The 25,170-nt window shown below is 54.4% G+C and carries 25 protein-coding genes, 1 tRNA gene and 1 other annotated feature; of the genes, 9 read left to right on the plus strand and 17 right to left on the minus strand.

Annotation, left to right across the window (positions count from 1 at the left end; genetic code table 11):
• Positions 1-352 precede the first annotated feature (352 nt).
• The 3 genes from clpB to rluD all read right to left on the minus strand — a co-directional run bounded on the left by clpB (position 353) and on the right by rluD (position 4,761).
• Positions 353-2,938 carry an ATP-dependent chaperone ClpB gene (gene clpB, locus ACSZO1_RS02260; protein ID WP_437609104.1) on the minus strand — a complete coding sequence of 862 codons (2,586 nt, stop codon included), beginning with the start codon at positions 2,936-2,938 and terminating at the stop codon, positions 353-355.
• 114 nt (positions 2,939-3,052) lie between these two features.
• A complete protein-coding gene (yfiH, locus tag ACSZO1_RS02265) occupies positions 3,053-3,784 on the minus strand; it encodes a purine nucleoside phosphorylase YfiH (RefSeq protein ID WP_437609106.1) in 732 nt (243 codons plus the stop codon).
• Entirely contained in the window at positions 3,781-4,761 is a 981-nt protein-coding gene (rluD, locus tag ACSZO1_RS02270; RefSeq protein WP_437609108.1) for a 23S rRNA pseudouridine(1911/1915/1917) synthase RluD, read from the minus strand. Before rluD ends, yfiH begins: the two co-directional genes overlap by 4 nt.
• 128 nt (positions 4,762-4,889) lie before the next feature.
• Between rluD and bamD the strand changes: the two genes are divergently transcribed.
• The 6 genes from bamD to ACSZO1_RS02300 all read left to right on the plus strand — a co-directional run bounded on the left by bamD (position 4,890) and on the right by ACSZO1_RS02300 (position 9,503).
• Positions 4,890-5,624: an outer membrane protein assembly factor BamD gene (gene bamD, locus ACSZO1_RS02275; protein ID WP_437609110.1), complete on the plus strand. Its 735-nt coding sequence runs from the start codon at positions 4,890-4,892 to the stop codon at positions 5,622-5,624.
• A gap of 269 nt (positions 5,625-5,893) precedes the next feature.
• On the plus strand, positions 5,894-6,226 hold the full coding sequence (gene raiA, locus ACSZO1_RS02280; protein WP_437609112.1) for a ribosome-associated translation inhibitor RaiA: 333 nt from the start codon (positions 5,894-5,896) through the stop codon (positions 6,224-6,226).
• Positions 6,227-6,324: 98 nt separating this feature from the next.
• Positions 6,325-6,449 (plus strand) — a sequence feature (Phe leader region).
• Positions 6,326-6,373, plus strand: a complete 48-nt coding sequence (gene pheL / locus ACSZO1_RS02285) for a pheA operon leader peptide PheL (protein WP_125294913.1) — start codon at positions 6,326-6,328, stop codon at positions 6,371-6,373. It overlaps the preceding feature by 48 nt.
• A 22-nt stretch (positions 6,450-6,471) precedes the next feature.
• Positions 6,472-7,632 (plus strand): bifunctional chorismate mutase/prephenate dehydratase, encoded by a 1,161-nt coding sequence (pheA, locus tag ACSZO1_RS02290; RefSeq protein WP_437609114.1) that lies wholly within the window; start codon positions 6,472-6,474, stop codon positions 7,630-7,632.
• A 102-nt stretch (positions 7,633-7,734) separates the two neighbouring features.
• On the plus strand, positions 7,735-8,784 hold the full coding sequence (locus ACSZO1_RS02295; RefSeq protein ID WP_437609116.1) for an ABC transporter substrate-binding protein: 1,050 nt from the start codon (positions 7,735-7,737) through the stop codon (positions 8,782-8,784).
• 2 nt (positions 8,785-8,786) lie between these two features.
• The gene (locus tag ACSZO1_RS02300; RefSeq protein WP_437609118.1) at positions 8,787-9,503 is read left to right on the plus strand and encodes a molybdate ABC transporter substrate-binding protein; all 717 of its coding nucleotides are present in this window, start codon (positions 8,787-8,789) and stop codon (positions 9,501-9,503) included.
• Positions 9,504-9,546: 43 nt separating this feature from the next.
• Here the strand turns inward: ACSZO1_RS02300 and tyrA are convergent, their stop codons facing one another.
• Positions 9,547-10,668, minus strand: a complete 1,122-nt coding sequence (gene tyrA / locus ACSZO1_RS02305) for a bifunctional chorismate mutase/prephenate dehydrogenase (protein ID WP_437609121.1) — start codon at positions 10,666-10,668, stop codon at positions 9,547-9,549.
• Between the two features lie 2 nt (positions 10,669-10,670).
• On the minus strand, positions 10,671-11,750 hold the full coding sequence (locus tag ACSZO1_RS02310; RefSeq protein WP_437609123.1) for a 3-deoxy-7-phosphoheptulonate synthase: 1,080 nt from the start codon (positions 11,748-11,750) through the stop codon (positions 10,671-10,673).
• 337 nt (positions 11,751-12,087) lie between these two features.
• Between ACSZO1_RS02310 and ACSZO1_RS02315 the strand changes: the two genes are divergently transcribed.
• A complete protein-coding gene (locus tag ACSZO1_RS02315; RefSeq protein WP_437609125.1) occupies positions 12,088-12,603 on the plus strand; it encodes a GNAT family N-acetyltransferase in 516 nt (171 codons plus the stop codon).
• Here the strand turns inward: ACSZO1_RS02315 and ACSZO1_RS02320 are convergent.
• The 7 genes from ACSZO1_RS02320 to ffh all read right to left on the minus strand — a co-directional run bounded on the left by ACSZO1_RS02320 (position 12,586) and on the right by ffh (position 19,193).
• Positions 12,586-13,290 (minus strand): GNAT family N-acetyltransferase, encoded by a 705-nt coding sequence (locus ACSZO1_RS02320; protein ID WP_437609127.1) that lies wholly within the window; start codon positions 13,288-13,290, stop codon positions 12,586-12,588. The two genes, ACSZO1_RS02315 and ACSZO1_RS02320, sit on opposite strands and share 18 nt — an antisense overlap.
• A gap of 107 nt (positions 13,291-13,397) precedes the next feature.
• Positions 13,398-15,353, minus strand: coding sequence for a hypothetical protein (locus ACSZO1_RS02325; RefSeq protein WP_437609129.1), 1,956 nt, complete (start codon positions 15,351-15,353; stop codon positions 13,398-13,400).
• Between the two features lie 312 nt (positions 15,354-15,665).
• Positions 15,666-16,013, minus strand: coding sequence for a 50S ribosomal protein L19 (gene rplS / locus ACSZO1_RS02330; RefSeq protein ID WP_008458168.1), 348 nt, complete (start codon positions 16,011-16,013; stop codon positions 15,666-15,668).
• A gap of 46 nt (positions 16,014-16,059) precedes the next feature.
• Positions 16,060-16,830, minus strand: coding sequence for a tRNA (guanosine(37)-N1)-methyltransferase TrmD (trmD, locus tag ACSZO1_RS02335; protein ID WP_437609253.1), 771 nt, complete (start codon positions 16,828-16,830; stop codon positions 16,060-16,062).
• A gap of 35 nt (positions 16,831-16,865) precedes the next feature.
• Positions 16,866-17,414, minus strand: coding sequence for a ribosome maturation factor RimM (rimM, locus tag ACSZO1_RS02340; protein WP_437609132.1), 549 nt, complete (start codon positions 17,412-17,414; stop codon positions 16,866-16,868).
• 18 nt (positions 17,415-17,432) lie between these two features.
• Positions 17,433-17,681, minus strand: a complete 249-nt coding sequence (gene rpsP, locus ACSZO1_RS02345) for a 30S ribosomal protein S16 (protein ID WP_012442365.1) — start codon at positions 17,679-17,681, stop codon at positions 17,433-17,435.
• Positions 17,682-17,831: 150 nt separating this feature from the next.
• Positions 17,832-19,193: a signal recognition particle protein gene (gene ffh, locus ACSZO1_RS02350; RefSeq protein WP_437609135.1), complete on the minus strand. Its 1,362-nt coding sequence runs from the start codon at positions 19,191-19,193 to the stop codon at positions 17,832-17,834.
• A gap of 172 nt (positions 19,194-19,365) precedes the next feature.
• Between ffh and ACSZO1_RS02355 the strand changes: the two genes are divergently transcribed.
• Together ACSZO1_RS02355 and ACSZO1_RS02360 are read left to right on the plus strand one after the other, a co-directional pair.
• On the plus strand, positions 19,366-20,154 hold the full coding sequence (locus ACSZO1_RS02355; protein ID WP_437609138.1) for a cytochrome C assembly family protein: 789 nt from the start codon (positions 19,366-19,368) through the stop codon (positions 20,152-20,154).
• Between the two features lie 25 nt (positions 20,155-20,179).
• The gene (locus tag ACSZO1_RS02360; RefSeq protein ID WP_437609140.1) at positions 20,180-21,466 is read left to right on the plus strand and encodes an HlyC/CorC family transporter; all 1,287 of its coding nucleotides are present in this window, start codon (positions 20,180-20,182) and stop codon (positions 21,464-21,466) included.
• Positions 21,467-21,582: 116 nt separating this feature from the next.
• Here the strand turns inward: ACSZO1_RS02360 and luxS are convergent, their stop codons facing one another.
• The 5 genes from luxS to ACSZO1_RS02385 form a co-directional block, all read right to left on the minus strand.
• Positions 21,583-22,098, minus strand: coding sequence for an S-ribosylhomocysteine lyase (gene luxS / locus ACSZO1_RS02365; protein WP_437609142.1), 516 nt, complete (start codon positions 22,096-22,098; stop codon positions 21,583-21,585).
• 152 nt (positions 22,099-22,250) lie between these two features.
• Positions 22,251-23,855: a glutamate--cysteine ligase gene (gene gshA, locus ACSZO1_RS02370; protein ID WP_437609144.1), complete on the minus strand. Its 1,605-nt coding sequence runs from the start codon at positions 23,853-23,855 to the stop codon at positions 22,251-22,253.
• A gap of 31 nt (positions 23,856-23,886) precedes the next feature.
• The gene (locus ACSZO1_RS02375) at positions 23,887-24,315 is read right to left on the minus strand and encodes a YqaA family protein (RefSeq protein ID WP_437609147.1); all 429 of its coding nucleotides are present in this window, start codon (positions 24,313-24,315) and stop codon (positions 23,887-23,889) included.
• Positions 24,312-24,878 carry a fructose-1-phosphate/6-phosphogluconate phosphatase gene (yqaB, locus tag ACSZO1_RS02380; RefSeq protein ID WP_437609149.1) on the minus strand — a complete coding sequence of 189 codons (567 nt, stop codon included), beginning with the start codon at positions 24,876-24,878 and terminating at the stop codon, positions 24,312-24,314. The genes ACSZO1_RS02375 and yqaB overlap by 4 nt, the downstream gene beginning before the upstream one ends.
• A gap of 213 nt (positions 24,879-25,091) precedes the next feature.
• Positions 25,092-25,168 (minus strand) — tRNA-Arg (locus tag ACSZO1_RS02385).
• Positions 25,169-25,170 lie beyond the last annotated feature (2 nt).

Here is a 25,170-nt window from a genome sequence, read left to right on the forward strand (position 1 = left end):
TCGTTCCGGAGAACGTTGCGATATCAATCCTGCGAGTGCCCACACAGATTGTCTGATAAATTGTTAAAGAGCAGTGCCACATTCTTCTGTGGCGCGGGTTGCGTATACTACGCTTCACCGCCGAAGAGTCAAGTTGTTATTTAACTTTCTCTTCCTGACCCGGCGACCGTTAAGTCGTTGTGCCGTGTCAGTGGAGGCGCATTATAGGGAGTTCCTGACGCCTGACAAGTATTAAATGCAAAAAACTTTTCAAGCGTTCAGTTTTCATGCAATCCGCATGAAAACAGCCCTAATCCGCACAGTAAACAAACAAAAACGGGCCTTACAGGCCCGTTTTGTGCTTTATCAGTGATTATTGATGGGCAACTATCACACCATCTTTCACCGCCATCTCGATGGTTTTACCTGGCAGCAGCGTTCCAGCCAGTATCTGCTGCGCCAGCGGGTTCTCGATCTGCTGCTGGATAGCGCGTTTTAATGGCCGCGCACCATACACCGGATCATAACCATTTTCGCCCAGCAGTTTCAGCGCCTCATCGGAGATGTGGACAGCAAAGCCACGCTCTTCCAGACGCTGATACAGGCGCTGCAGCTGAATTTTGGCAATTGACGCAATATGCTGCTCGCCCAGCGGATGGAATACCACCAGCTCATCAATACGGTTGATGAACTCCGGACGGAAGTGGTGACCCACCACGGTCATCACCACATCCTTCATCGCACCATAGTTCAGCTCACCGAAACGCTCCTGAATCAGATCGGAACCCAGGTTAGAGGTCATAATCACCACGCTGTTACGGAAATCGACCGTTCTGCCTTGTCCGTCAGTCAGACGCCCATCATCCAGCACCTGCAACAGAATGTTGAACACATCAGGATGTGCTTTTTCCACTTCATCCAGCAGGATCACAGAATAAGGGCGACGACGTACCGCTTCTGTCAGATAGCCGCCTTCTTCATAGCCGACATAACCCGGAGGTGCACCGACCAGACGGGCAACCGAATGTTTTTCCATAAACTCGGACATATCGATACGCACCATCGCATCGTCGCTGTCGAACAGGAAATTCGCCAGGGCCTTGCACAGCTCGGTCTTACCGACACCAGTCGGACCAAGGAACAGGAAGGAACCGATCGGCCGGTTAGGATCGGCAAGACCAGCACGGCTGCGGCGAATGGCATTCGCCACCGCATCAACCGCTTCGTTCTGGCCAATCACTCGCTGATGCAGCTCCTGCTCCATATGCAGCAGTTTCTCGCGCTCACCTTCCATCATGCGCGCCACCGGAATGCCGGTCCAGCGCGCCAGCACATCCGCGATTTCGACATCGGTGACACGGTTGCGCAGCAGACGCATGGTTTTACCTTCCGCCTGCGTCGCAGCAGCCAGCTGTTTCTCCAGCTCCGGAATCTGACCATATTGCAGCTCAGACATTTTGCCGAGGTCGCCGACTCGCCGCGCCTGCTCCAGCGTCAGACGCGCCTGCTCCAGCTCGGCTTTAATCGTCTGCGTACCGGACAGCGAAGCTTTCTCTGCTTTCCATTCCTCTTCCAGCTCAGAGTATTCACGCTCTTTCTGCGCCAGCTCCTCTTCCAGCATCTCTAAACGCTTAATGCTGGCATCATCCGACTCTTTCTTCAGCGCCTGCTGTTCCAGTTTCAGCTGGATGATGCGCCGGTCAAGACGATCCAGCGCTTCCGGTTTCGAGTCGATCTGCATACGAATGCTGGACGCCGCTTCGTCAATCAGATCAATCGCCTTGTCCGGCAACTGACGATCAGCAATATAACGGTGCGACAGCGTTGCCGCCGCGACAATCGCCGGGTCGGTAATCTGCACATGGTGATGCAGCTCATAACGCTCTTTCAGACCACGCAGAATGGCAATGGTGTCTTCGACGCTCGGTTCCGCTACAAACACTTTCTGGAAACGACGTTCCAGCGCAGCATCTTTTTCAATGTACTGACGATACTCATCCAGCGTGGTCGCGCCGACACAGTGCAGCTCACCGCGCGCCAGCGCCGGTTTCAGCATATTGCCGGCATCCATCGCGCCATCTGCTTTACCGGCACCAACCATGGTATGCAGCTCATCAATAAACAGAATGACGTTGCCTTCCTGTTTCGACAGGTCGTTCAGCACCCCTTTCAGGCGCTCTTCGAATTCACCGCGATATTTCGCCCCGGCCACCAGCGCGCCCATATCCAGCGCCAGTACCCGACGGCCTTTCAGCCCTTCAGGCACTTCACCGTTAATGATGCGCTGCGCCAGTCCTTCGACAATGGCGGTTTTACCAACACCAGGTTCACCAATCAGCACCGGGTTGTTTTTGGTGCGGCGCTGCAGCACCTGAATAGTGCGGCGGATCTCTTCATCACGGCCAATCACCGGGTCGAGTTTGCCCTGCTCGGCACGCTCAGTCAGATCGATGGTGTATTTCTTCAATGCCTGGCGCTGATCTTCCGCCCCCTGATCGTTCACGCTTTCTCCTCCGCGCATCTGCTCAATGGCTTTGGACAGCTTGTCGCTGGTCGCTCCTGCGGATTTCAGTAAATCCGCCAGCGAGCCGCGTGAGTCGAGTGCCGCCAGAACAAATAATTCTGATGAAATAAAGTTGTCGCCGCGCTTTTGCGCCAGCTTGTCACACAGGTTAAGCACCCGCACCAAATCTGCCGAAGGCTGGACGTCACCATCAGTACCTTCGACCTGCGGTAAACGGCTAATCGCCTGTTCAATCCCGGTACGAAGTGATGCGACATCAACGCCTGCAGTGGTGAGTAACGGACGCACCGATCCCCCTTCCTGACTGAGCAGTGCGCTCATCAGATGCAGAGGTTCGATAAATTGGTTGTCACGCCCGAGAGCGAGTGACTGGGCGTCGGCGAGTGCCAGCTGGAATTTATTAGTAAGACGATCCAGACGCATGATTCCTCCCATACAGGTCAAAATGCTACTGGAGATTAGATGAGGTCTTGCCTCAAATTATTCAAGGTTCCTGACCTGAATTTTTGGCGAAAAAATACGCTAACTGGATCGTCTTGAGGCACTAGATTATATCAGCCAGATCAAACTTGCCATGCGGCCGGTGATTCCGTCGCGTCGGTAGGAGAAAAATTGCGCATTTTGGGTAAAAGTGCAGTGTTCTCCACCACTAATTGAGCGCACACCCTGTTTTTCCAGCCGCTGACGCGCCAGTAACCAGATATCGGCGAAATACTTCGTACCGGCAGGTTTGAATGCCTGAGCCGCTGCCGCATCCTGGGCGACAAATGCGTCCCAGACATCCTGGCCGACTTCAAAAGCGTCAGGACCGATGGCGGGTCCCAGCCAGACGTGGATCTGATCGGCACGGCAGGAGAAATTCGCCAGTGTGGCTTCGAGCACACCTGTACATAAACCGCGCCAGCCCGCATGGGCAGCAGCTACCTGTTTTCCATCCTGTGAGCAGAACAGCACCGGCAGACAGTCCGCGGTCATCGAAGAGCAGACAACGCCAGGCCGGTCACTCCAGGCCGCATCGGCGCACAGCGATGACGGCACCGAGCCATCCAGACGCAGCACCTCCACGCCGTGTACCTGCTCCATCCAGACTGGCATTGATGGCAGCTGCGCCAGCGATATCAGTTGCTCACGATTACGCTGCACTGCTGCTGCATCATCCCCGACATGTGCGCCCAGATTCAGCGAATCCCAGGGCGCATGGCTGAAACCGCCCACTCGTGTCGTGGAACAGGCGCGCACATTGGCTGGTGCAGGCCAGTCGGGGATAATCAGTTCACTCATAACCAGTCCAGTTGATCCTTAAACTCTTCGGTATCCGCTTTCAGCGCAGCGATAAGATCGACCATATCCTGCGGCAGTGGCGCATGCCACTCCATTTCGATACCGGAGATCGGATGATAAAGACGCAGCATCGTCGCATGCAGGGCCTGGCGGTCAAACTTACGCAGCGCAGTAATAAACGCTTCAGACGCCCCTTTTGGTGGACGCGGACGGCCGCCATACAGTTGATCGCCCACCAGCGGATGGGTGATATGCGACATATGTACACGGATCTGGTGAGTACGGCCGGTTTCCAGACGCAGGCGCAGACGCGTGTGAGCACGGAAATGCTCCATAATACGGTAATGAGTGGTAGCCGGTTTCCCCATCGGATGCACCGCCATATGGGTGCGCTTGGTGGAGTGGCGGCTGATCGGCTCGTCTACCGTTCCGCCGGCCGTCATGGTGCCAATCGCTACCGCTTCATATTCACGGGTGATTTCACGCAACTGCAGGGATTCCACCAGGTGCGTCTGCGCAGCGATGGTTTTCGCCACCACCATCAGGCCAGTAGTGTCTTTATCGAGACGGTGCACAATACCGGCGCGCGGCACATCGGCAATCGGCGGATAGTAGTGCAGCAGCGCATTCAGCACCGTGCCATCCGGGTTACCGGCACCAGGATGAACGACCAGGTCACGCGGTTTATTGATCACCAGGATATCGTCATCTTCATAAACGATGTTCAGCGGGATATCCTGCGCTTCCCAGCGCACGTCTTCTTCGATTTCCGTACTGATGGAGACGGTTTCGCCACCCAGCACTTTTTCTTTCGGCTTATCGATCACGTTGCCGTTTACCGTGACGCGACGGTCAAGGATCCACTCTTTTATGCGTGAACGTGAATAATCAGGGAACATTTCCGCTAAAGCCTGATCTAAGCGTTGTCCGAGTTGTGATTCGGACACCGTTGCGGTGAGTTGTACTTGTTGTGCCATAAACAGCTTCTTCGTTAACGTTGGGTTTTCACGGCGATGCCGTTTAATATAATGTGCTATCGTACCTGGTCTAAAGGGAGCTAAACGGACAGCTTCCGCAATAACACTCTGAGGATAATCAAATCGTCATGACGCGTATGAAATATCTGGTGGCTGCAGCCACGTTGAGCCTGGCACTGGTTGGTTGTTCCGGCTCCAAAGATGTGGTTCCTGACAGCCCGCCATCTGAACTTTATGCTACCGCGCAGCAAAAACTGCAGGACGGTAACTTTAAAGGAGCAATTACGCAACTGGAAGCGCTGGATAATCGCTACCCGTTCGGCCCTTACTCCCAGCAAGTTCAGTTAGATCTGATCTACGCCTACTACAAAAATGCCGATTTACCGCTGGCTCAGGCGGCAATCGAGCGCTTTATGCGCCTGAATCCGACCCATCCGAATATTGACTATGTCATCTATATGAAAGGTCTGACGGATATGGCGCTGGATGATTCTGCACTGCAGGGCTTCTTTGGTGTTGATCGTTCCGATCGCGATCCTGAACATGCCCGTGCTGCGTTCCGCGACTTCTCTCAGCTGCTGCGCAACAACCCGAACAGTCAGTACGCCACCGATGCGCGCAAGCGCCTGGTGTATCTGAAAGATCGTCTGGCGAAATATGAACTTTCCGTGGCGCAATTCTATACCAAACGCGGGGCATATGTCGCTGTGGTTAATCGCGTCGAGCAGATGATGAAGGACTATCCGGACACCCAGGCGACGCGCGACGCGCTGCCGCTGATGGAAAATGCCTATCGCGAACTGCAGATGGCAGCCCAGGCTGACAAGGTGGCGAAAATTATCGCCGCGAACCCAGCGTCCTGAGGTTAAGTAACAAAAACGGCAGCCTGCGGGCTGCCATTTTTTTGGCCAGAAAAACGTCATATTTACGATTTTCCCGCCCGGTTAACTCATCAATAATGCCGCTTAAAATGCCGTCCGGCAACCCCTTCAGGCGCATTTATCAGTACATCTCACAGATTTCAGTTTGTTGACAAAAAGTGACATTTTTTTCGTGATCTAAATCACGCATTTTAACTTTTTTCGCGTTATGCTGGATTCACCAAGACGGAAATGACAGAGAGGTAAGTACTATGGTTCTGAACATTACCAGCAAGCAAATGGATATCACGGCGGCTATCCGCCAGCATGTCGAAGACCGTCTCGCCAAGCTTGAAAAGTGGCAAACCCATCTGATAAATCCGCACATCGTGCTGTCGAAAGAACCGAAAGAATTCGTCGCCGATGCCACCATTAACACCCCGAACGGTCCACTGGTTGCCAGCGCGAAAAATGAAGACATGTACGCCGCAATCAACGATCTGATCGCCAAGCTGGAACGCCAGCTGAATAAAGTGCAGCACAAAGGCGAAGCGCGCCGCGCCGATGCCAGTGTGAAAGATCTCGGTGTGGTGGCTCAGGAATAACGGCTTTCATCAGCATCAACGCGCCTGCGGGCGCGTTTTTTATTGACAGTGATAAATTGCAGCGGTTACTGTTAAGGCAGTTCAATAATGGAAACCACCATGAAACAACTTCCGTTCTTCTTCGCATTCTTTTTTACCTTCCCCTGAATGGGAGGCGATTCGTCGTGTAAGAATGAATGCGAAGACGAACAGTAAAGCCTCCCAGCCGGGAGGCTTTTTTTTTGGATATCTGACAGGTAGCGAGAATGAGCAACGAAACCCCTCTGTTGGCCCTGCGTGAGAAAATCAGCGCCGTTGATGAACAACTGTTAGCGCTGCTGGCTGAACGACGCGGACTGGCCATCGAAGTCGCACAGGCCAAAATGGCCACCCAGCGCCCTATCCGCGATATCGACCGTGAGCGCGATCTGCTGGAACATCTGATCACCCTCGGTAAACAGCATCAGCTGGATGCACATTACATCACCCGTCTGTTCCAGCTGGTGATTGAAGATTCCGTGCTCACCCAGCAGGCGCTGTTGCAGAAGCAGCTCAACCAGAGCCATACCCAGTCCGCGCGTATCGCCTTCCTGGGACCAAAAGGCTCCTACTCTCACCTCGCCGCCCGTCGCTATGCGGCACGTCACTTCTCGCAGGTGATTGAGAGTGGTTGTCTGAAATTCCACGACATCATTCAGCAGGTCGAAACCGGTCAGGCGGATTACGCCGTGCTGCCGATTGAAAACACCAGCTCCGGTTCGATTAACGATGTTTACGACCTGCTGCAACAGACCAGTCTGTCGATTGTTGCGGAAATGACAGTGCCGATTAATCACTGTGTACTGGTTTCCGGCAGCACCGACTTACAGCAGATCGAGACGGTGTACAGCCATCCGCAACCGTTCCAGCAATGCAGCCAGTTTATCCAGCGTTTCCCGCACTGGAAAATCGAGTACACCGAAAGTACGGCTGCGGCAATGGAGAAAGTTGCTGCGATGAACTCACCAAAAGTGGCCGCACTGGGCAGCGAAGCCGGTGGTGAACTGTATAACCTGCAGGTACTGGAGCAGGATCTCGCCAACCAGCAGCACAATATCACCCGCTTTATTATTCTGGCGCGTAAGCCGGTCGATGTCTCCGCGCAGGTGCCGGCGAAAACCACGCTGATTATGGCGACCGGACAGCAGGCGGGTGCGCTGGTTGAAGCGCTGCTGGTATTGCGCCAGCACAACCTGATTATGAGCAAACTGGAATCCCGGCCGATTAACGGCAATCCGTGGGAAGAGATGTTTTATATCGATGTGCAGGGCAACCTGCGTTCCGCGGAAATGCAGCAGGCATTGCGTGAGCTGGGTGCGATTACCCGTTCACTGAAAGTGCTTGGCTGCTACCCGAGTGAAAATGTGGTCCCCGTCGACCCGCAATAATGTCCTGCCCCGGTCAGCCCTGATGGGCTGACCGCATTAACGGTGATTTACCCGCACAGCTCATCGCTATATCATCGTGTATATAACGATAAGGTGATTGATATGATGACACGGGTAACCCACTACGCAGCACTGCTTCTGGTGCTGTTCACTTCTTTTTCTTCGCTCGCAGCACGCCAGGTAACTGACCAGTTAGGCCGTAAAGTGACTATCCCCGATCAGGTAGATCGCGTGGTGGTGCTACAACACCAGACGCTGAATCTGCTGGTCCAGCTCGACGCCACCCGCAAAATGGTAGGTATTCTCAGCAACTGGAAACCGCAGCTGGGCGATAACTACCAGCGTCTGGTGCCGGAACTGAACACCATTCCCGGGCTGGGCGATCTTACTCACGTTGATGCTGAACAGCTGGTTGCGCTGCATCCGCAGGTGGTGTTCGTCACCAACTACGCACCGCAGGAGATGATCGATAAAATCTCGCAGCTCGGCATTCCGGTGATTGCCATCTCTCTGCGCAGCGGCGACGAAAAACAGCAGGCAAAACTTAATCCTTCGCTGCAGGATGAAGAGCAGGCGTACGATCAGGGGCTGAAAGAAGGCATTCGGCTGATTGGTGAGGTCGTCAACCGCCAGAAGCAGGCTGAAGACTTAATTCAGGCGGCATTTGCCCAGCGCGCGTTGATCAACCAGCGCCTGAAAGATATCGCGCCACAGCAGCGTATTCGCGTCTATATGGCGAACCCTGACCTCACCACTTACGGTTCCGGCAAGTATACCGGCCTGATGATGGCGCATGCCGGAGCACTGAATGTGGCCGCTGCGACTGTAAAAGGCTTTAAACAGGTGTCGCTGGAGCAGGTGCTGGCCTGGAACCCGCAGGTGATTTTTGTTCAGGACCGCTACCCGAAAGTGCCGGATGAAATCCGCAACGATGCGAACTGGCAGGTGATTGATGCGGTGAAACATCAGCGCGTCTGGCTGATGCCGGAGTACGCCAAAGCCTGGGGTTACCCGATGCCGGAAGCGTTGGGCTTAGGTGAATTGTGGATGGCGAAAAAGCTCTATCCGGAAAAATTTGCCGATATTGATATGAATAAACTGGCGCAGCAGTGGTATCAGCGCTTTTACCGCACGGATTACCGGGGCGAGTAAGCATGTCTCAATTACAGGTACTCGCCGCCGGTAGTTTGCGTAACGTGTGGCCAGCGCTGATGGCGACCTTTGAGCAGCAAACGGGTAGCACGGTGGCGACGCAGTTTGCCCCAGCCGGGTTGCTGCGCCAGCGGATTATTAACGGTGAGCCCTGTGATCTGTTTGCCTCAGCGAACCTCGCCCATCCACAGGCACTGCTGCAACAGGGGCTGGCAATACAGGTCGAATTATTTACCCGCAACCAGCTCTGCCTGACAGCGAAAGCTTCACTGGTCAGTCGTGATGATGACTGGCTGACGCTGCTCAGTCGCCCGTCGTTGCGGCTGGCAACCTCCACACCGGCGAGCGATCCGTCTGGTGATTACACCTGGCAGCTGTTTGACACCATTGAACAGCGCCATCCAGGTCTGGGGGTTAAGCTGAAAAAGCGCGCCATGTCACTGGTGGGAGGAGCGGATTCAGCGCCGATCCCGGCAGGGAAACTGGCCGCCCGCTGGCTGATTGACAGCGGCCACGCCGAACTGTTTCTCGGTTATCAAAGCTATGCCGCGGAACTGCGCCGTGATGCCGCGCTGCGTGTCTTCGCCATACCGCGCGACTATCAGCCGGATATCGCCTACGGGTTTGCTCTTTGCCAGCCACGTGCCGCAGCGCTGGCGGCATTTCTGCTGAACCCGGCGGCACAGCAGTTGCTGCACGCGGCGGGATTTGACCAATAAAAAAACCGGGGAAATCCCCGGTTTTTTATACTCTTTTATTGGCTTACAGACGGCTGTCGTTAGCCTGACGCAGCAGGGTGCGGCTTTCCACCAGGAAGCGTTTGGCATAATCACCAAACCAGTGCTCCACGCGACGGAAGCTGTCAATAAACGCCTGCTTGTCGCCATGCTCCAGCAGCTGAATCGCCTCGCCGAAACGCTGGTGATAACGTTTGATCAGCGCCAGATTACGCCCTGAGGACATAATGATGTCCGCGTACAGTTGCGGGTCCTGGGCAAACAGACGTCCCACCATCGCCAGCTCAAGGCGGTAAATCGGCGATGACAAGGCCAGCAACTGTTCCAGCTGAACATTCTCCTCCGCCAGATGCAGACCATAAGCGAACGTGGCAAAGTGGCGCAGTGCCTGAATAAACGCCATATGCTGGTCATGCTCGACCGCACTGATACGATGCAGACGCGCGCCCCACACCTGAATTTGCTCCAGCAGCCACTGGTAGGCTTCCGGCTGGCGGCCATCGCACCACACCACCACCTGTTTCGCCAGGCTGCCACTGTCCGGACCAAACATCGGATGCAAACCCAGTACCGGCCCATTGTGCGCCGCCAGCATGGCCTGCAGCGGACGGTTTTTCACGGATGCCAGGTCCACCAGAATGCAGTCATCCGGCAGTTTTGGCAGCTCAGCAATCACCTGCTCAGTAAGATGGATAGGCACGCTGATAATCACCATGCCAGCGTCACTCAGCATGGTTTCCGCCTGATCCCCGTCTTCTTTATCAAGCAGCTTCACCTGATAACCAGACAGCGTCAGCATCTTCTCAAACAGACGCCCCATCTGCCCTTTGCCGCCGACAATCACCACCGGACGCAGCTCAGGACAGAGGGTTTTAAAGCCTTTATCATTTTCGCTTGAGTAGGATTCGCGCATCACACGGCGCAAAACATCCTCAATCAAATCCGGCGGCACGCCGAGCGCTTCCGCCTCTTTACGGCGCGAAGCCAGCATCGAGGCTTCGCGTTCCGGAACATAAATCGGTAATCCATAACGGCTCTTTACTTCACCCACTTCGGCGACCAGTTCGAGCCGTCTGGCCAGCAGATCGAGCAGCGCTTTATCAACTTCATCAATTTGATCGCGTAGCGCGGTCAGTTCAGCCACCATAATTAAACCTCTTGTGACAGACGCGCCGTCAGCACTCCGTCCAGGCTCTGATGAATCTCTCGCAGCAGCGTCTCGGTGCTCTGCCAGTTAATGCAGGCATCCGTCACGGAAACCCCGTAGCGCATCTCGCTACGCGGCTGCTCAGAAGACTGATTGCCTTCATGCAGATTGCTTTCAAGCATCAGGCCAATAATCGAACGGTTGCCATCCTTAATCTGCGCCACGGCAGATTCAGCCACACCAGGCTGACGACGATAGTCTTTGTTGGAGTTGCCATGACTGCAATCTATCATCAAGGATGGGCGGAGTCCCGCCTGAAGCATCTCTTTTTCACACTGAGCTACATCTTCCGGGCCGTAGTTCGGCGCTTTACCACCGCGCAGGATCACATGACCATCCGGGTTGCCCTGAGTCTGCAGCAGGCAGACCTGACCAGACTGGTTAATGCCCACAAACCGGTGTGGCATGGCCGCCGCACGCATGGCGTTAATCGCGGTCGCCAGGCTGCCGTCAGTACCGTTTTTAAAACCGACCGGCATCGACAGGCCAGAAGCCATTTCACGGTGAGTCTGCGATTCGGTAGTACGCGCGCCAATTGCCGACCAGCTGAACAGATCTCCGAGGTATTGCGGGCTGTTTGGATCGAGCGCTTCTGTTGCCAGCGGCAGGTCCATTTCCACCAGGTTCACCAGCAGGCGACGAGCAATGTGCAGGCCCGCTTCCATATCAAACGAGTTATCCATATAAGGATCGTTGATCAGCCCCTTCCAGCCGACAGTGGTGCGGGGTTTTTCAAAATAGACGCGCATAACGATATACAGCTGATCCTTCAGCTGTTCAGAGAGATCTTTTAACGAACGGGCATATTCCAGAGCAGCTTCAGGATCGTGAATTGAGCAGGGGCCACATACCACCAGCAGGCGATGATCTTTTCCGGCAATAATGTCAGAGATGGTCTGACGGGAAGCCGCAATCTGCGCTTCCTGCTGAGCATTGAGCGGAAACTTGTTTTTCAGCTCTTCCGGGGTGATAAGTACCTGTTCGTCGGCGATATGAACATTATTCAGCGCGTCTTTTTGCATGATCCTGATCCTTACTAACTCGTTTATGCGTTCGTGGTGATCCTCAGTGAGGTGAGCGTTACTTTACCATAGCGCGTAAATCATGCAATCCACATATGTACACTTTATTTACCACCACCTTTTTAAGGTTATAAATAAAACAATAAATTCATTTAAAAACATAAAGTTAAAATAACAAACGAGACATTAATTATTGTAAATAAAAGTTTACATAAAGAAAGAGTTTTATCTGCTTTAACGCTAAAATATGCTGTTAAATCTGTAACCTGGATAACGATCGCTCACGCTGGCATATTTTTTATGCTGTACACCACGCGAGACAATCAGGGAGATGTTGATGAAGATCCACCTGCACCCTTTTGCGATGCAAGACGCTGGCGCCTTCGCCTGCGCAATCAATGAATCGCTGGACAGTCTGCTGCCCTGGCTAAGCTGGGCTCATGCTGGGTACAGCGAGGAGGAAGCGCGTCAGTGGTTCGCTTTTACTCATCAGCAGCAGGCCAGAAGGGTTGCCGATGAATGGGGAATTTATGACGATGGGGATAACCTGCTGGGCGGCGTCGGACTACGCTATGCGCAGCAAAGCGGCGCCCTGTGCTCAATCGGTTACTGGGTGCGCCAGAGCCAGCAACGCAAAGGGATTGCCCGCCAGGCGGTGCAACAGCTGGCGCAACGGGCATTTCAGCATGAAGAGATCAACACGATCGAAATCCTGGCGGCGGAAAGCAATATCGCCAGCCGCACGGTGGCGGTTGCCAGCGGCGCACAACTGGTCGATATGCGTTACGGTTTAATTGTGCTGACCAGCGGCCCGGTCAATACCGCGATTTATCATTTACACCGCCCGGTGTAGGTCTTCCAGCCGCTGGATCTGCTGTCCATCGGCGGTGAAATTTTCCGGGGCCAGCCATTGCCGGATCGCGCGATCAATCGCTGACCACTCGCCATCAATAATTGACAGCCAGTCAGTATCACGGTTGCGGTTGTGGCGTGCCATCATCTGACGGAACGTCCCTTCCCAGCGGAATCCCAGCCGTTCCGCCGCCTTACGCGATGGCGCATTCAGCGAGTCACATTTCCACTCGCAACGGCGATAGCCCAGCTCAAAAGTGGTTTTCAGCATCAGCCATAACGCTTCCGTCCCCAGCACCGTGCGCTGCATCAGCGGCGACCAGGTCAGATGGCCAAGCTCCAGTACGCCGTTACTGGTATCGATACGCATATAGCAGGCGATGCCAACGGCTTTTTCCGTGCGATTATCGACAATCGCCACAGGCACCAGTGAAGGATCGGAAACTTTTTGGTCGATCCATGTGCGGCACCCGGCGATATCTTTGGGCCGGGCACTCATCAGATAGGTCCAGTCACGCTCATCGGCGGCCTGCGCATAGGCGGCAAGCAGGTCTTCGGCATGATAGATAGCGAGGGGTTCAAGACGGCAATAGCGGCCGCTGACCGTGACGCGTGGCGGCTGGCTGACGGGCTGCCAGTCAGGTAAAGCATCGCCAATCGGTTGCTGGTACTGATTGAAGCGCGGCATAGCAAATCCTTGTACTTAGGGGGTTGCGATGGGTCAGGAATGGTCTGCGCCTACTAAACCGCAGGCGCAATTAAGCGACCCATTATTACCTGAGCGCTCAGCGATTATCAATGCGACCCGGCTACACTCCCCTCGTCATCCGATACCCAGGCGCCCGGTACAGACTGCGTCTTCGCTTCACTCATCGCGCTGACTCTCCGTTCCATTTGTAATGCACTGAGTTGCTCTCGTGATGTTACCTGCGCGAGCACCGCGCGATCGGAGGAGGCCGTCGAACGCTGTGAGCGGGCAGACTCACTGCTGTGGCGTGGTGATGGTACGTCGTGATCGGATGATATCTGTGGCGTGCTATTTTGCGCAGTGGTAACACCTTCCGGAGCCGTTTTGAAAGTGTCGATGGTCGCCAGTGAAGCATTATCAGAGTCCTGCCGGACCCGCGGCGTCTGACGTATTCCGGTGTGTGACGACACATCGTCCCTGATGTGCTCCTGCGGCGTAATGGAACCGTCGTGCGACGCCAGCGACGCACGTTCACTATTCGATAGCGGATTCGGTTGTTCAGTCTGCACCCGTTCCTGCTCTTCCGTTGTCACCTGCGGCTGTGATGATGCCGGGCTGGCCGGACGCGGTGTGCCTTCCTGCCGCGCTGACTGAACAACCTCTGCTTCGTCGGTGATCGCCTGTGTCTCTGATGGCGCGACACTGGCTGACCGCGAAAGGTTTCTCAGCGGAATGTCTTCCGTCTGACGATTCTCTTCGGGTTGTAATGATGCTTCGCTGGCCGTGTCGTCAGACACTTCGGTTACCGCCGCATCTGTCCGATTACCCAGCCAGTTTTTCGGCTCCAGCAACGGATGGTTATTGAAGAATGCATCAATGGTTTCATCGTTACGGGTGGGTGCCGGGCCGGCCAGCGTTCCTGCAATACCCTGCGCGGCATAAGCGGCGGCCGATGCCAGAATGTTGACCGCCTGCTCTACCGTCTGTTTTGCTGCGGCATTCATTGCCTCACCCTGCAGACCGTGACGTGTCAGGTTTTTCAGGGCATTCACGCCGCCGAGCCCCATCCCCAGCGTCATAATTTCCGCAACCATATTACCGGAAAACGGATTCACAACGCCTTTAGCCAGCTCACGGGGTGACAGCATATCGCGCAACGCAGTCAGTAATCGGTCTTTGCCCCCTGATAACATCTGATCGCTGACACTGGTGTTATCCAGCTGCACAAAACGTTCACGCCAGTCGGTACGGCCCAGTAAAAACTCCGGACCATGCAGGCTGTTTTTTTGATGACTCAGCACACTGCTCAGCGCGCCCGCCGCGGGTGTGAGTATGGTGCTCATCGAGGTGTTCACTTTACGCCCGTCCGCTTCCGACAACGTTCCCGCCGCGCCAATAGCCGCCAGTCCGGTCACAACATTACGCGCATCAAACCCCAGACCGCCAATGAGCGCATGCTTCATGCTGTAGCCAAGCCCCTCACGACGTTCAACAAGCTGCTGCATCTCCGGTAACAGATGCGCTTTATCAGCATCCATCCATTTGGCATCTTTCAGCGCATTCGCCAGCACTTTGTCAGAAAAGGCTTTCAGCACCATCGCCATACCGCCACCAGCCACGCCGCCTATGACATCTGACGCCATGGAACCGGTTGACGCGTGCAGCGTGTGACTGACCGCTTTGCCCAGTGCTTCGCCAGGGAATCCTGATACAGCGAAAGAAATGGTGGCGATGGTATTCGACAGCGCTGCCGTCCAGTTATCGAGTTTTTCCCCTTTACTGAACACCGCACGAATGCTCTCCGGGTTGTATCCCATGCGATCCAGTTCAGTCGCACGCGAGTTGATCAGCTCATGCATATCATCGCCACCGGTAAAATAGTCCCGCAGCAATGCAGTGATATTGTTTACGTTTTGTTGTCGCTGTCCGTCAACACTCTGAGTGGTACTGACATTACGGGTATTCTGCTGACTGCCGGTGCGCCCTGTCGTGTTGCTGCTGACAGCCTGCTCACGGGAAAAATCTCTGACTGATTGCTGACGGTGAGTTCCAATTCCAGTCATCTTATTCACTCCATAAAGGTAATAAACCACGTTCAGCGATGACGGCATTGCGCCACCACGCCCGTTCCACAGTGCAGCGCTGTTTACTCAGGGACGAGGCGTCCGGGCGCGCTCGCACGGTATATGCCTGAGTAGTTGCAGGACGCGTTCAGTTGCAGTGAGTGTCAGTTTTATTACAGGAGTGTGAAGTGATTCAAAATGTGCAGGCGAACAGGCGTGCGCCGCATCGTTCTTCAGGGCATAAAAAAAGGGGCCAGCCTTTCGGCCAGCCCCTTATTCACATTAACTTTGAGATGTCGCGAAAGCGATACCTTAGTTAAGACGCTCTTTGATACGAGCAGACTTACCAGTACGCTCACGCAGGTAGTACAGTTTCGCTTTACGCACGGCGCCACGACGTTTAACAGTGATGCTGTCGATGACTGGTGAGTGAGTCTGGAATACACGCTCAACACCTTCGCCGTTGGAAATCTTACGAACAGTGAATGCAGAGTGCAGACCGCGGTTACGAATAGCGATAACCACGCCCTCGAATGCCTGCAGACGTTTTTTAGAACCTTCAACGACCCATACTTTCACTTCCACGGAATCACCCGGACGGAAGGACGGTACGTCCTGTTTCATCTGTTCTTGTTCAAGTTGCTTGATAATGTTGCTCATAATTAAATCTCTTATCCTGGGTAAACTGATATTTAAGGAGGCCGCGTTACGCGTTGCCTTCCGCATCATCGTTTTGGTTGCTGGACAGTTCCTTACGAAATTCCGCCAGTAACCTTGCTTGCTCTTCAGTCAGAGCCAGGTTTTCCAGAAGTTCAGGTCTTCTAAGCCAGGTACGGCCCAGCGACTGTTTCAGACGCCAGCGGCGAATATCGGCATGGTTGCCCGACAGTAACACTGGCGGTACTTCCATCCCCTCTAACACTTCAGGGCGGGTGTAGTGTGGGCAATCCAGCAAACCATCAGAAAACGAATCTTCTTCGGCTGACGCCTGCTTGCCCAGCACTCCAGGAATTAACCGGGAGACCGAATCAATCAACGTCATTGCTGGCAGCTCGCCACCACTGAGTACGTAATCCCCGATTGACCATTCTTCGTCAATCTCGGTTTTGATTACGCGCTCGTCAATCCCTTCATAGCGACCACATACCAGAATTAACTTCTGGTGAGTCGCCAGTTCGCAAACGCCATTCTGGTCAAGTTTGCGACCCTGAGGTGACAGATAAATCACCTTAGCGCCTTCTCCCGCCGCCGCTTTTGCTGCGTGGATGGCATCCCGTAAGGGCTGAACCATCATTAGCATTCCCGGTCCGCCGCCGTACGGACGATCGTCTACGGTACGGTGCCGGTCGTGAGTGAAGTCACGTGGACTCCAGCTCTGAATGCTGAGCAGGCCATTTTTTACTGCCCGGCCAGTTACCCCGTAATCGGTAATTGCGCGGAACATCTCCGGAAACAGGCTGATTATGCCAATCCACATCGATGAAGCCGTGTCGTTACCGCGTTGTTCGGAGCTCAAAAACCAGGATCCCAATCTACTTCAATCGTGCCGGTAGTGAGATCGACATTCTTGATAACCTGTTCATCAAGAAACGGAATTAACCGCTCCTTCGCACCAAAGGCATCTTTCAGGTTTGCCTTCACGACGAGAACGTCGTTAGAACCGGTTTCCATCAGCTCAGTGACTTTACCCAGTTCATAGCCTTTCGTGGTCACTACCTGGCAACCAATCAGGTCTTTCCAGTAATAGTCGCCCGCGTCCAGCTCTGGCAATTGCTCGGAATCCACCACAATTTCGCAATTGGTGAGGAGACCGGCCGCATCACGATCGTCAATGCCTTTGACTTTGATGATCATGTCCTGATTGTGGTGCTTCCAGCCTTCCAGCTCGATAAGCTGCCACTGACCCGCCCGCTGGATAAACCACGGCTGATAGTCAAAAATGCTTTCGGCGTCTTCGGTGGAGGAAAACACTTTGAGCCAACCACGGATACCGTAGGCCGATCCCATTTTGCCGAGAATAAGCGGCGTAACAGGCGGCTGCGCGGTGAGTTGCTTGCTCATGTTGACCACCGTGACAGATTAAGCTGCTTTCTTAGCTTGCTTGATCAGCGCGTTAACGCGATCAGAAAGCGTTGCGCCCTGGCCAACCCAGTGCTCAATACGGTCCAGATCCAGACGCAGTGCTTCAGCCTGACCAGAAGCGATCGGGTTGAAGAAACCTACGCGCTCGATGAAACGACCGTTACGAGCATTACGGCTGTCAGTGACGACTACCTGATAGAACGGACGCTTTTTAGCGCCGTGACGTGCCAAACGAATTGTTACCATAACATCCTCTTTAGTTAATAAAACAACCGGGCCCCATCGAGGAACGGGGCCCGGGTGCAATATAAAAAGCCCGAAAATTTTACTCATTTTGGCGTAAAAAGCAATCTAAAGCTGTCACAGCTTTTACACCAGCAGAGCGTTCACGGACGCTTAACGGCCTGGGAAGCCCGGTGGCATCATCCCTTTCATACCGCGCAGCATTTTCGCCATGCCGCCTTTCTTCATCTTTTTCATCATGCGCTGCATGTCATCAAACTGTTTCAGCAAACGGTTGACGTCCTGCACCTGCATGCCGGAACCGGTAGCGATACGACGTTTACGCGAGCCTTTGATAATTTCCGGTTTTTCACGCTCTTTGCGCGTCATGGAGTTAATCATCGCTTCCATACGCACCAGAACTTTATCGTCCATCTGCGATTTCACGTTATCCGGCAGCTGGCCCATGCCCGGCAGCTTGCCCATCAGGCTTGCCATGCCGCCCATATTGCGCATCTGCTTCAGCTGCTCAAGGAAATCGTTGAGGTCGAAACCGTCGCCTTTCTTCAGCTTGCTCGCCAGTTTTTCCGCCTGTGCGCGGTCAACTTTGCTCTCGATATCTTCGATCAGCGACAGCACATCGCCCATGCCAAGAATACGGGAGGCGATACGGTCCGGGTAGAATGGCTCCAGCGCGTCGGTTTTCTCACCGACACCCATAAACTTAATCGGTTTGCCGGTAATATGGCGAATCGACAGCGCAGCACCGCCGCGCGCATCACCATCGACTTTGGTCAGCACCACGCCTGTCAGTGGCAGGGCTTCGTTGAAGGCTTTGGCGGTGTTCGCCGCATCCTGACCGGTCATCGCATCGACAACAAACAGGGTTTCCACCGGATTAATCGCCGCGTGCACCTGTTTGATCTCGTCCATCATCGCTTCATCGACGTGCAGACGACCGGCGGTATCCACCAGCAGCACATCGTAGAATTTCAGTTTCGCCTGTTGCAGCGCGTTATTGACGATGTCCACCGGCTTCTGGCTGAGATCCGACGGGCAGAAATCCACGCCCACCTGCTCTGCCAGGGTTTCCAGCTGACGGATTGCCGCCGGACGATAAACGTCCGCCGAGACCACCAGCACTTTCTTTTTCTGTTTTTCGCTGAGGAATTTACCCAGCTTCGCCACACTGGTGGTTTTACCGGCACCCTGCAGGCCCGCCATCAGCACGACGGCTGGTGGTTGCGCCGCCAGGTTCAGGGTGTTGTTTTCATCACCCATCGCCGCAACCAGCTCGTTGCGCACGATTTTGACGAACTCCTGACCCGGGGTCAGGCTCTTGTTCACTTCATGACCCACCGCGCGCTCTTTAACGCGGTTGATAAACTCACGCACCACCGGCAACGCAACGTCCGCCTCCAGCAGCGCCATGCGCACTTCGCGCAGCGTGTCTTTAACGTTATCTTCGGTCAGCCTGCCGCGGCCGCTGATATTGCGCAGGGTCTGCGACAAACGATCGGTTAAATTATCAAACATTGTCTCTCGCTTTTACGTCGTATACAGAGGCCGCTCAGGCGACACCATGGCGCGGATTATAACACGAAGCGCGAGCGATCTCTGCTATCGGCAATGAGAACGTTTGGAGCATACTGCGGCTGGCGCTATACTGCTGTTTTCCTTTTAATCTGGCCGGTATCTGACAACCTTTATGTCCGTTTATGCGATTGTGGCGCTTTTCGCCTACTCATTTAGCCTTGCCCTGATCATTCCCAGCCTGCTGCGCCAGAACAGCTCCTGGCGGCGCCTGGCTGTGTTTGCCGCCACTATCGCCCTGATCAACCACGGCATCGCCCTGCAGCAACGCATTTTTGCGGTCGACTACGGCCAGAATCTGAGCCTGCTGAATATCGGTTCGCTGGTGAGCTTAATCATCTGCTGCGTGATGACGATTGTCGCCTCACGTAACCGCGGCTGGCTGCTGCTGCCGATTGTCTATACCTTTTCGCTGATTAACCTCGCGTTCGCCAGTTTTGTGCCGAATGCGTTTATCACCCATCTGGAAACCACGCCAGGCATGATGATCCACATTGGTCTGGCGCTGTTTGCCTATGCCACGCTGATCATCGCAGCACTGTATGCGCTGCAACTGGCCTGGATCGATTACCTGTTAAAAAATAAAAAAGTTGCCTTCAGCAACGATATTCCGCCGCTGATGGTGATAGAACGTAAGATGTTCCACATCACGCAAATCGGCGTGGTGCTGCTGACGCTGGTGCTCTGCACCGGGCTGTTCTATCTGCAGGACCTGTTCAGCCGCGATAATATTGATAAAGCGGTGCTGTCGATTCTCGCCTGGTTTGTTTATATCGTTTTACTCTGGGGCCATTACCATGAGGGCTGGCGCGGTCGTCGCGTCGTCTGGTTTAACTGTGGCGGCGCATTCCTGCTGACCATGGCTTACTTCGGCAGCCGCGTCCTGCAGCACCTTATGTCCTGATACTCCACCAGAAGGAATTGCTGCGTTGGAACATGTTTCAACCACCACGCTGATTATCACCCTGATCATCATGGTGCTGGTTTCCGCTTACTTCTCCAGTTCGGAAACCGGCATGATGATGCTCAACCGTTACCGTCTGCGCCATCTGGCGAAGAATGGCCACCGGGCAGCACGCCGCGTTGAAAAGCTGCTGCGCCGCCCTGACCGCCTGATTAGTCTGGTGCTGATCGGCAATAACCTCGTCAACATTCTCGCGTCCGCACTGGCGACCATCGTCGGTATGCGTCTGTACGGTGATGCTGGCGTGGCGATCGCTACCGGCGTGCTGACCTTTGTCGTACTGGTGTTTGCCGAAGTGCTGCCGAAAACCATCGCCGCGCTGTATCCGGAAAAAGTGGCGTTTCCCAGCAGCCTGCTGCTCGGGCCGCTGCAGTTGCTGATGCTGCCGCTGGTGTGGCTGCTGAATGGCATTACCCGCATACTGATGCGCATGTTCGGCATGAAAGTGGATGGCGCAGTCAGCGCGGCACTGAGCAAAGATGAGCTGCGTACCATCGTCCATGAGTCGCGTTCGCAGATGTCGCGGCGCAATCAGGATATGCTGCTGTCGGTGCTGGACCTGGAAAATGTCAGTGTCGATGACATCATGGTGCCACGTAACGAGATGGTGGGCATCAACGTCAATGACGACTGGAAATCGATTATCCGCCAGCTAACCCACTCACCCCACGGCCGCATCGTGCTGTACCGCGATTCTCTCGATGATGCCATCGGTATGCTGCGCGTGCGTGAAGCGTACCGCATGATGACCGAGAAAAAAGAGTTCACCAAAGAGAACCTGCTGCGCGCCGCCGATGAAATCTACTACATCCCACAGGGAACGCCGCTGAATGTGCAGCTGGTGAAATTCCAGCGCAATAAGAAGAAAGCCGGTCTGGTCGTAGATGAGTATGGCGATATCCGCGGCCTGGTGACTATCGATGATATTCTCGAAGAGATCGTCGGTGATTTCACCACCTCGATGTCACCTACTCTGGCGGAAGAAGCCACGCCGCAAACCGATGGTTCGGTGCTGGTCGAAGGCGGCGCGAATGTCCGTGAACTGAATAAGGCGTTTAACTGGCATCTGCCGGAAGAGGAAGCGCGCACCATTAACGGCATGCTGCTGGAAGTGCTGGAAGAGATCCCGTTGGTGGGAACGCGTGTTGACGTCGGGCAGTATGCCGTCGATATTCTGGATGTGCAGGATAATCGGGTCACACAGGTGAGGATCACACCACAGCAATCGCTGCAGGAGTCGATCAAAAGCTAAGGGTGGAGTTTATCGTTCCTTTGCCGCATCCTGAATGCGGCCCCCCTCCCCAGCCCTCCCCCATTTTATGGAGGAGGGCGTCAGTTCGGTCACCCGACTGACAACCGGGAGGCAGACTAGATCTGCAACTCTTTCAGTTTATCTTTTGGCAGTGCCAGATCTTCATTGCGGTTCACGCCGATATCGCTGCCAAGCACGTTACGCGCGATCTGCTGCGCTTCATCCAGCGAGTGCAGACGGTAAGAACCACACTGATATTCATTCAGTTCCGGGATTTTGCCCTGGTCGCTGACTTTCAGCACATCTTCCATCGCCCCTTTCCACGCCTTCGCCACGCGCTGCTCATCAGGCGTGCCAATCAGGCTCATGTAGAAACCGGTACGGCAACCCATTGGGGAGATATCGATAATTTCCACGCCGTCACCGTTAAGGTGGTTGCGCATAAAGCCGGCGAACAGGTGCTCCAGCGTGTGGATACCACGTTCAGTCAGGATTTCTTTGTTTGGCCGGCAAAAACGCAGGTCAAAAACGGTGATAGTATCGCCGTGCGGGGTATCCATAGTTTTTGCAACACGTACCGCAGGTGCGGCCATGATCGTATGATCAACGGTAAAACTGTCCAGCAGTGGCATATTGTCACCTCCTGTTTTAGATATTTTTTTAAAAGCGATGAAACTTTTCTTGTCGCCGGGCGTCTGAATATATGAAAGACGCGCATTTTGTTATCATCATCCCTGACAACAGAGATGTTCATTTGGCCACAGTGATGTGGCCTTTTTCTTTTCTAGCCTGCTTTGCTGGCCAGGAAATCTGCAAAACTGAGTGTATCACTCTCTTCGATTTGTTGCTGACTGATACGTGAACGCTGTGCTTCTGCCGCGAACTGTTCGTCGCTCAGCAGCTCATACGGCTCTTCCGTCAGCATATGGCGATACTGCTCCGCCAGCGCCAGCCCTGCACCGCCCAGGCCATTATCTTTTAATGACTGCAGAATACGTGCGGAATACGTCAGTTCCGGATTATCGAACGATGCCACCAGCAGATCGCACACGTCCTGATAACGGCTGTCGCCCTGGTTACTGTCGAGAACTTCCGCCACGCGATGCAGATCGGCAAACAGGGCTTTGCCCACCTCAACCAGAGAAGCCTGCGCCTCTTCACAGCCAAACGCAATGGTCTGCTCTGGCTTGCGACCTTCCAGGATCACCCGGTTCCAGTTTTTACGACTACAGAGCAGCTCATCGCTGCTCATCTCCGGCGCATCTGCCAGCGTACACCAAATCAGGAAAAGATCGAGGAAACGCACCTGAGTGGCATCGACGCCAATCGGCGAGAACGGATTGATGTCCAGTGAACGCACTTCGATATACTCAATACCGCCACGCTGCAACGCATCAGAAGGATTTTCCCCCGACTTCGTCACGCGCTTCGGACGAATCGGTGCGTACAGTTCATTTTCGATCTGCAGCACATTGGTGTTCAGTTGCAGCCAGTCGCCTTTATCGTCCTTAACCCCAATCGCGACATACTCATCCGATGGCGTTTTGATCGCCTTTTTCAGCGCCGCGACATAATCCGGCAGATTGTTAAAGGTGATACCCAGATTGCTTTGCGACTTATTGGTATAACCGAGATCACTCAGGCGCAGCGAGGTGGCATACGGCAGATACAGCATGCCCTTATCATTACGTTCGAAAGGCAGATTGCTCTCTTTGCCCTGCAGGAAAGAGGAACAGATTGCCGGTGAGGCGCCAAACAGATACGGAATAATCCAGCCAAAGCGATAGTAGTTGCGGATCAGACGTAAATAACCGTCAGAGATGGCGTCTTTGCCGCTCTCCATATCGGTGACGCCCGCCCACTCCTGCCAGAAGGAGAGTGGCAGCGAGAAGTTATAGTGCACGCCGGAAATGGTCTGCATCAGCGCACCATAACGGTTTTTCAGCCCTTCGCGATACAGGGTCTTCATCCGGCCAATATTGGAACGGCCATACTGCGCCAGCTCAATATCTTCACCCGGCTCGATAAAGCACGGCATGCTGAACGGCCACATGCGCTCCTCGCCAATCTCACGCGCCACATGGCGATGAATATCGCGCAGGAAAGCCAGCAGACGGTCAATATCCTGCTCAACCGGGGTGATAAATTCCAGCAATGCCTCAGCAAAATCGGTGGTTACCCATTTATGCGTTAATGCTGAACCGAGAGAATCAGGGTGCCCGGTCGTCGCCAGACGGCCGTCAGGTCTGACGCGCAACGTTTCACGCTCGATGCCACGACCGATACCGGATAAGGCGTTGGGATGTGCTTCCAGCCAGGCAAGCGCTTGTGATACATCCGGGATCAAATTGACCTCCCGCTCAGAGAAAAACTTATTATTGTTTAGCATAATGTTAACCGTAGCCCCGAATCAGCGAGAATCAATGCCACCACGCCATCCCCTGCAACGTTGCAGCTGCAACGACGATGTAGCGTAGTGTTTTACCGATAGCTAAATACAGCAGCACCGGCAGCCAGGAAAAACGCAGCCAGCCGGCAAGAACGCACAGCAGATCGCCAATCAACGGCAACCAGCTGAATAACAGTGCTGCCGGGCCCAGCCGGTGCAACCACGTCATTGCTGTGTCATGCCATCGCTCCTGCTGTTTTCGCGGCAGCAAGCGACCAATGAAAATATTCGTCAAACCGCCGAGGGTGTTACCCAGCGCGGCGATAAAAATCAACCCAACGACTGATGACTTCCCTGCCACCAGTAGCGCCACCAGCAGCACTTCAGAGCTGCCCGGCAGTAATGTGGCGCTGAGAAAGCTGCTGGCGAATAATGAGCCATAGCTCAGCCATTCACTCACAGTAAACGCACGTCGACCACGTCCATGCCTGCGGCTTTTGCCGCCTGCACACCAAAATCGGCGTCTTCAAACACCACACACCGGCCGGGAGCCACGCCCATCAGCTGTGCACAGCGCAGAAAGGTATCCGGCTCTGGTTTATGACGTTGCACATCGTCGGCGCCGACCAGCGCAGTAAAGCAGTCACGAATGCCCAGATGGCGCAACAAGGTATCCGCCATCTCATGCTCACTGCCGGTGCCAACCGCCATCGGACGTCGCCCGTGGTAAGCTTTGACCACTTCCACCAGCGGCAGCGGCTGTACGGAATCCAGCAGCATAGAACGAAACGCGGCGGTTTTTTCCGCCGCCAGCGCGTGGGGATCGAGATCCGCCTGATGGCTGGCGATAATCACCTGCGCAATGCGCCAGGTCGGAGAACCATTGAGGCTAATCATCGCGACTTCATCAAAGGTCATCCCGTAACGCGCCAGCACCTGATGCCAGGCTTTGCGATGCGTCGGCTCTGTGTCCAAAATGGTGCCGTCCATATCGAAAATCAAGCCGTCGTAGCGATCGTACATTCTCTCTCCAGGCAATATTTCAACCAGCCTTTACTCTATCGTAAAGCGCCATGATTGTCGCTGTTGGTGCTTAACAGCAAATGCTTTGAAAGCATTAATGATTTTAGAAATCAGATAAAGGTCAGGGCGTTGCCAGGGTATTTGATTTATAGCGAAGGTGATCACGTAGGGGGATATCGGGTGTATCAGGAAACAGGGAATATCAGAGGAGTATGGTGCATCCGGGAGGATTCGAACCTCCGACCGCTCGGTTCGTAGCCGAGTACTCTATCCAGCTGAGCTACGGATGCAT

Origin of the sequence: Erwinia sp. V71 (assembly GCF_965644245.1) — a bacterium.
In the GTDB taxonomy this organism is placed as follows: Bacteria; Pseudomonadota; Gammaproteobacteria; order Enterobacterales; family Enterobacteriaceae; genus Erwinia.

Excerpts from the sequence above, each read along its gene's own strand:
- ffh (WP_437609135.1), bottom strand. The coding sequence starts at position 19,193 with ATGTTTGATAATTTAACCGATCGTTTGTCGCAGACCCTGCGCAATATC.
- ACSZO1_RS02310 (WP_437609123.1), bottom strand. The coding sequence starts at position 11,750 with ATGCAAAAAGACGCGCTGAATAATGTTCATATCGCCGACGAACAGGTA.
- ACSZO1_RS02355 (WP_437609138.1), top strand. The coding sequence starts at position 19,366 with ATGTCCGTTTATGCGATTGTGGCGCTTTTCGCCTACTCATTTAGCCTT.
- ACSZO1_RS02325 (WP_437609129.1), bottom strand. The coding sequence starts at position 15,353 with ATGACTGGAATTGGAACTCACCGTCAGCAATCAGTCAGAGATTTTTCC.
- pheA (WP_437609114.1), top strand. The coding sequence starts at position 6,472 with ATGAGCAACGAAACCCCTCTGTTGGCCCTGCGTGAGAAAATCAGCGCC.
- ACSZO1_RS02315 (WP_437609125.1), top strand. The coding sequence starts at position 12,088 with ATGAAGATCCACCTGCACCCTTTTGCGATGCAAGACGCTGGCGCCTTC.
- raiA (WP_437609112.1), top strand. The coding sequence starts at position 5,894 with ATGGTTCTGAACATTACCAGCAAGCAAATGGATATCACGGCGGCTATC.
- tyrA (WP_437609121.1), bottom strand. The coding sequence starts at position 10,668 with ATGGTGGCTGAACTGACCGCGCTACGCGATCAAATTGATGAAGTTGAT.
- bamD (WP_437609110.1), top strand. The coding sequence starts at position 4,890 with ATGACGCGTATGAAATATCTGGTGGCTGCAGCCACGTTGAGCCTGGCA.
- rluD (WP_437609108.1), bottom strand. The coding sequence starts at position 4,761 with ATGGCACAACAAGTACAACTCACCGCAACGGTGTCCGAATCACAACTC.
- ACSZO1_RS02320 (WP_437609127.1), bottom strand. The coding sequence starts at position 13,290 with ATGCCGCGCTTCAATCAGTACCAGCAACCGATTGGCGATGCTTTACCT.
- trmD (WP_437609253.1), bottom strand. The coding sequence starts at position 16,830 with ATGTGGATTGGCATAATCAGCCTGTTTCCGGAGATGTTCCGCGCAATT.
- yfiH (WP_437609106.1), bottom strand. The coding sequence starts at position 3,784 with ATGAGTGAACTGATTATCCCCGACTGGCCTGCACCAGCCAATGTGCGC.
- yqaB (WP_437609149.1), bottom strand. The coding sequence starts at position 24,878 with ATGTACGATCGCTACGACGGCTTGATTTTCGATATGGACGGCACCATT.
- ACSZO1_RS02300 (WP_437609118.1), top strand. The coding sequence starts at position 8,787 with ATGTCTCAATTACAGGTACTCGCCGCCGGTAGTTTGCGTAACGTGTGG.
- rplS (WP_008458168.1), bottom strand. The coding sequence starts at position 16,013 with ATGAGCAACATTATCAAGCAACTTGAACAAGAACAGATGAAACAGGAC.
- rimM (WP_437609132.1), bottom strand. The coding sequence starts at position 17,414 with ATGAGCAAGCAACTCACCGCGCAGCCGCCTGTTACGCCGCTTATTCTC.
- rpsP (WP_012442365.1), bottom strand. The coding sequence starts at position 17,681 with ATGGTAACAATTCGTTTGGCACGTCACGGCGCTAAAAAGCGTCCGTTC.
- clpB (WP_437609104.1), bottom strand. The coding sequence starts at position 2,938 with ATGGGAGGAATCATGCGTCTGGATCGTCTTACTAATAAATTCCAGCTG.
- ACSZO1_RS02295 (WP_437609116.1), top strand. The coding sequence starts at position 7,735 with ATGATGACACGGGTAACCCACTACGCAGCACTGCTTCTGGTGCTGTTC.
- luxS (WP_437609142.1), bottom strand. The coding sequence starts at position 22,098 with ATGCCACTGCTGGACAGTTTTACCGTTGATCATACGATCATGGCCGCA.
- gshA (WP_437609144.1), bottom strand. The coding sequence starts at position 23,855 with ATGCTAAACAATAATAAGTTTTTCTCTGAGCGGGAGGTCAATTTGATC.